At 51.8% G+C, this 5641-nt stretch carries 5 protein-coding genes; 2 read left to right on the top strand and 3 right to left on the bottom strand.

Annotated features, from left to right (window positions below; genetic code table 11):
• Positions 1-98 precede the first annotated feature (98 nt).
• Positions 99-692, bottom strand: a complete 594-nt coding sequence (locus AAG591_RS15170; RefSeq protein ID WP_342532313.1) for a hypothetical protein — start codon at positions 690-692, stop codon at positions 99-101.
• Positions 693-868: 176 nt separating this feature from the next.
• Between AAG591_RS15170 and AAG591_RS15165 the strand changes: the two genes are divergently transcribed.
• A complete protein-coding gene (locus AAG591_RS15165) occupies positions 869-1189 on the top strand; it encodes a DUF6626 family protein (RefSeq protein WP_342532311.1) in 321 nt (106 codons plus the stop codon).
• Positions 1190-2506: 1317 nt separating this feature from the next.
• Positions 2507-3400, top strand: a complete 894-nt coding sequence (locus AAG591_RS15160) for a DNA adenine methylase (RefSeq protein WP_342532310.1) — start codon at positions 2507-2509, stop codon at positions 3398-3400.
• Here AAG591_RS15160 and AAG591_RS15155 read toward each other — a convergent pair.
• Together AAG591_RS15155 and AAG591_RS15150 are read right to left on the bottom strand one after the other, a co-directional pair.
• Complete coding sequence (locus AAG591_RS15155) at positions 3386-4429, bottom strand: hypothetical protein (protein ID WP_342532309.1); 1044 nt, start codon at positions 4427-4429, stop codon at positions 3386-3388. The two genes, AAG591_RS15160 and AAG591_RS15155, sit on opposite strands and share 15 nt — an antisense overlap.
• Positions 4430-4434: 5 nt before the next feature.
• The gene (locus AAG591_RS15150) at positions 4435-5511 is read right to left on the bottom strand and encodes a ParB/Srx family N-terminal domain-containing protein (RefSeq protein WP_342532308.1); all 1077 of its coding nucleotides are present in this window, start codon (positions 5509-5511) and stop codon (positions 4435-4437) included.
• Positions 5512-5641 lie beyond the last annotated feature (130 nt).

Below are 5641 nucleotides of genomic sequence, written 5' to 3'. Positions count from 1 at the left end.
CCCGAATGGGGCGGGTTTAGGGTGAGCGCAGTTGGCGGGCGACCTATGAAATGGGCTGCGGAGATTCCCCGCAGCCCCTGTGCCTAGACCACCACGAGCTAGGCAGCAGCTTCCGCGAACAGATGCTCACGTTCCACCCTAGTCAGATGTGCAGCTTTCATGGCAGCGAGCAAAACCTCGTAGGTCTTCGAGCGATTGAAACGTTCGTCCTCAGCTTCTTCAGGTAGAGGCATGAGGCGGATCCAAGAGAGACTATTGGGCTTCTTTCCGGCAATACCGATGAAATCTCGAACTGCTTGTGCAACGGCAGCCGGTGCGCGTCGCCCGTTGTTATCGTTCCCGAGAGCGTAGTCAGTAGCGACGCCGAGCGCATTGATTGCTCGCTCGGAGTCGCTGCCGCTAATCTGATTTCGAATCTTATCGTAGGCCGCGATATCCTTCATCTGATGGCCAACAAACTTCGAAAAGCCAACGAAATATCCGCCACCATCTGGGCGTGGGAAGACGATAAAGGATCGCGTGTGCGAAAAGGCATTCTGGACGACCCTTTGAAGACTAGGCTTAAGATCATCGAACCCCTCCCTAATGAGGCCATCAAAGTGGGCGGTGGATTCATATAGTTCAGACAGCGAATGGATAAGCTTCGGGCGGGACATCGCCTGCTCCTGTAGTTGAGATGCGGTGGCAGACATCCAATGCGCCTCATTGACCCAATCTGTCAAGTGGGATGCATTAGATTTGACATCTGTATCTCATTGTGCCGTCCCGGTGCGCTGCCGATGAGGTTTCTCTCGCAAGGAAACCTTTCAGCTTAAACACCGGTTATTTCTCACAAACCTCACGGATAAATATCCGAGGAGGCGAGACTATGAACACACTCACAGAAATCTACGAGGTTCTGAAGGAAGAAGGACTTTGCTTAACGCGCGCCGACTTTAGCCGTAGCTGGCTCGGTCGCTCTGCGCACTACATGTCGCAAATTGGAGGCGATCCAGAACGCGCCTCCCTGACCTCGTTGCAACTACTGGCCTGCCGTCTAAAGCTAACTCTGGCTAGCCTCTGCCCCTCAACAAACGCCGAGTCTTACTACAAGATTCGCAGTGCGGCACTGTCGGCAGCAACGATATTCAATGGCGTCTATGAAAAACGGCATTTGCCAAAACAAAAATGGTCGACCTGTATTAATTAATATGGCGGCCTAGTATTGAATAGTGTAAAGTAGTATTACATAGCTCGATAAATGGAAGCGCGGAACAGCGCCGGAATCCTCTAGACTTTGCAGGTGGTCAACATGATCGCCGTGTTTGGGACCGAAATGCAGAGCAGCGACTGGATCGTAGGTGCCAGAATAATCAAAGCCTGCAAAAAGATGATGGCAATGTCGATATCTGACAGCCATCAGCTTCTCCTGAGCCTGCTCGGCTCTTGTGGAAGTGCTTCCTAGTTTAACTAGGATAACCGTTGCGCGCAGCGATGCGCAGGATAGCGTGATGATAGCGGGGTAAGGGCAACCACCCGCGTCGGTGTAAAGCCGACTAATCGCGAGAGCAGATCCGTCGAGTGCTTGACTCTCATGGGATGTTATCCCCCCTCTTCATGGACTTTGTGGCGAGCCATCACTCGCCTCGATTTCTGCACATTCGGTGGTGCGTTATCGTTCATGGAGAGGGGGGAATAGAGAACCAATCGGTGCTCCCACTATGGGATGCCTAGCCAGCAGGGCAATATTTGATTCTCAATCGAGTCTTGCAGATCGAAACCCAAGTTCGAGCGAGCGACTGCGTAGCCACAAGCGGAGCAGCGAGTGAGAACGAATGACGAAGCAATCTGAGCGTTGCTATGCAACGCGGTGATTGCAAGGAAACGAGCGTAGGCAAACGAAGTGCGCCTACCTCGTCAAACGCGAGAAAGTGGCGTAAATCCCGAACTGAGTTGGACCACAAAGTCAGACCGGTCGTGCCTAAATAGGTGATGGCAACGAAACGCAACTGGATCAGCTACGAGGCATCAACAACAGGCTATTGCCATGCGCGCTGGAATGGAAAGCCTTGGCGCGGGACCTACACCATAGGCACTTACCACAGTGGCCGATCAAGAGTTTATGAGGGTGTCTTCACCTCCATAAAGTCAGGCGATGGCCGAGTGTGGACCGGACATGATCGATGGTGTCTGATCGAAGCACTGACACGGCTTTTTGAGCAGATGAGCGACGAGGGCTTGCAGCTAGTTTGCGCAGGCCTTGACGAGCGTTTCTACGAAACCGGACTCTCAAGCGGGTCCGGATATGGCTATCTTAGGGGTCTGGAGAATGACGGCCCATTCCTGATCTTTGATAGTGTTCCCTAGCCAGCGGCACGTGGAGTCAGTCGTCCAATAGAATCAGGTGCGCAGCTATGTAGCTGGTCTCATGCCACTACGAGAAAATTGCGTTGTGTCATCGATATCCCTTCCTCGCGCTTTGCTCGAAATCTTGCGCTCGGCCGACAACCGGCTATTCGAGTGACCCATGGGAACGCTTAGCAATCACGGCAAGATCGAAGCATCGTCGAACCGCTGGCTTGGTGGCTCTACTCCTTTCCGCTACCCGGGCGGAAAGGGATTTATAGCCGACACCTTACAACAGAAGATTGAGGCTTGGATCGGCTCAGGTGCACAATATGCAGAGCCATTCGCTGGCGGAGCAGGCGCAGCAATCCGCTTGCTTGCGCGAAACACCGTTCAACGGGTCCGGATCAATGACGCGGATGTGCGGATTTTTTCCGCATGGGAAGCGATACTTCGGGAGAACGAGCGTTTTTTGGACACGCTCGCCGAATGCGAAACTTCGATTTCAGCGTGGCACAAACACGCAGAATTGGTGAAAGAGCCAAAGAAAGCAAAGTCGCGTTTCGAACTCGGATTCGCAACCTTCTTCCTGAATCGAACGAACCGTTCTGGAATCGTGCTCGGAGCCGGTCCAATCGGCGGATACGAGCAACGAGGCGAGTGGAAACTTGACGCCCGCTTCAACAAGCACGCGCTAGCCGAGCGGGTCCGGTGGCTCGGGCAAAGAGCCGATCAGATTGTTTTAACACAGAAGGACGGGATCACCTTTCTGCGAGATGCCAGCCGACGGAAATATGCACGTGAGACCTTTTTCTTTGTAGATCCTCCTTATGTCTCTGCCGGAAGTCGGCTGTATTTGAATGCTATGAACGAGCGGAAGCACCAGAGACTGGCCTCCCTACTGCAATCTGGCACAATCCAACATTGGCTCGTCACTTACGACAAATGCCCTTTAATCGATGAAGCCTATCGGCATGCGGATCTTTCGCTTCTGGAGGTCCCCTATTCGCTTCAAGCGCGCCGAAAAGAGGGTGAGCGTATGGTAGTTCCGGCTTGGAAATCAAAAGCTTTGTAACGTAACGTGATCGCCAAGCTTTCCAAACGCATCGGAGAACTCGTCGCCAGCCTTTTTGAGTTTAAAGGTCAGGCCCGCTTTCCCAAGATTCTCCAACAACACGTCCAAATGGAAATACGTGCAATTTGAAAGCTCGCACTCAGACGCGTGGAGGGGATTGTAGCGATGCGGCACGACAAGAATGCCGCGCTTCGCGTAAGCGATGTTCTTTTGAAAGAAGTTATTAAAAAAGGTGAAATGCTCACCCTTTAGAGTCTTATCTTTTATGTTGCCCTTCTGAAATGTTGCTTGGGTTAGATAGATTTCAGAATTATCGCCGAATCCACCGTTGGGGCGCGTGATCGCAATTACATCGCTCCTGCCGTCATTTGTTGTTTTACAGTTTTCCGGAAGGTCCTCATATTTCTTTACCTTCCCTTGCCCAATTGTATCGCAAATGTCTTTCAAAAGCATAAGATAGTCTTCGGCGCGACGTGACCGCCCCGTTACCCAAACAGCCGATCCATACTGGCCAGCAACAGCAAATGAGGCAAGATACTCAAAGACGGTTTCAAACTTTCGGTCGAATTGATGATGCTCACTATTCGCGCGATCATGATTATTGCGGTCGAATTGGATGTAGTTATTTTGCGATGCGCGGAGTAGATATATGCGCAGCCACAGGTATGATTGCCCTACCGCCGTTGGTTGATCGACTGTTCGTATTACCCCATCATCTAAGGCAGAGATATCGAATGGATAGTGGTCACCTAGGATCTGGCTACTCCGCCTGATTTCCTCTGCCATTCCTTCTACGATCAAGAGTTGGGCCTGTTGATAGCAAGCTTCCGGCTCGGCTCGGTAGTAGTCCAAATCCTCTGCGTCCTGTCCGTTCTCGACGATAAAATCCATGAAACTTTCGGATAGCAGGTCGCGATCAAAAGGCATCTCGGCCAAACGAAACTCCCCCGACAGGGCGCATTGCAGTTCCGCGATGGCCGCTGATTCCTCAGCGTGAGACACCGACTGTATTGAATTAAAGCTCGCCACTTTTGTTATTTCAACAGTTTGTCAATTGAGGTGAGCTTGCTGATTGCTGATGCGATCTTCTTCGACGACTTTTCTTTCTCGTCAATTTCTAGGTTGTCGGCGATTTCGCCCGCGTCGTTCCAAATCGTTTGTGCATCGCGCTCGATCTTGAAGACTTTCGTCATCCAATCCTGATTGTCAGCACCTGAAAGCTGGCGGGCATACTCAAAGTCGCGAGTCTGCTCCAAAGTCTCTACCGCTTTTTCGCAAGCGATGATCTTCTGGAGGACGGGTCGGTCTTGGCCTTGGCTGCGAATTAGAGAAGGGTTTTCGCCATCGGCTGAGCCAAAGAGCCAATCCATGAGATAACCGAGCTTCTTTTTGTGGGTCGCCGGTATCGGATTGGTCTGTATTTGCTCCGGCTTGATCGCACTCAGGCCGAGGCCGATATAAGCTCGTGTCTCCGGGTTGCTTAAGATCGAGTAGAGATGCGAAAAATCGTTCTTCGGCCGCTGCAAAAAGTTTTCAGGCAACAGGCCCAGTTCATCGGCTTGTTTCAAAACCATGAATGCGAACATATTTCGAACTAACTGAGTAGGCTGATCTCCGATCTGCTGTGACAGGATTGCTATTCGATCTTGCTCCGAAAGAGCATCTTTTTTTCGTAATTTGGTTAGCAGTTTGAGACTGAACCGGGCCTTTGGGATCGGATCCCACGTCCGAGCGCCGTTGACGTGCCGAAACCCAATATATTCGTCCGCATCATCCTTGTTTTCGATGACCGTAACTGGGAGAGTTTCCAGTGTAGGTTTCGCTTTCTCCGTCAGGCTCGGAACCGCCGTCTTTGAGAATCCTGCAATCAATTCGGGGTTGAGCAAGGTCTTCACCGCTGCCAATCGCCTATTGCCCTCAACCACTACGTATCTTTCAACGTCTTTGTCCGGCCGCCACGCGACCAGAGGTTCGTAATCAAGAAATCCGTTTGCGTTGATCGAATGCCATAGCTCGCGCAGATCGCTTGTTTCGAACAGAAACTTCAAAGCGTCTTGCTGGCTCGCCTTCTCGGACAGTCCGAAGCGCGGGTTCTCGATGTCGAGTTCCAATTTGTCGGGTGCTATCTGTTCGGTAGCCATCAGCGGATTTCTCGAATGTTCATCGTTCGCCGGTTAGCCGATCCGTCGGCAGAGGGATAGATGTTGTGCTGCCCTAGCCACCCAAGTCATCCCGTATGAC

Source organism: Citromicrobium bathyomarinum, assembly GCF_038594485.1.
GTDB lineage: Bacteria > Pseudomonadota > Alphaproteobacteria > Sphingomonadales > Sphingomonadaceae > Alteriqipengyuania > Alteriqipengyuania bathyomarina_A.
The sequence above is the reverse complement of the archived record's forward strand: the minus strand, read 5'-3'. Positions and strand labels throughout refer to the sequence as shown.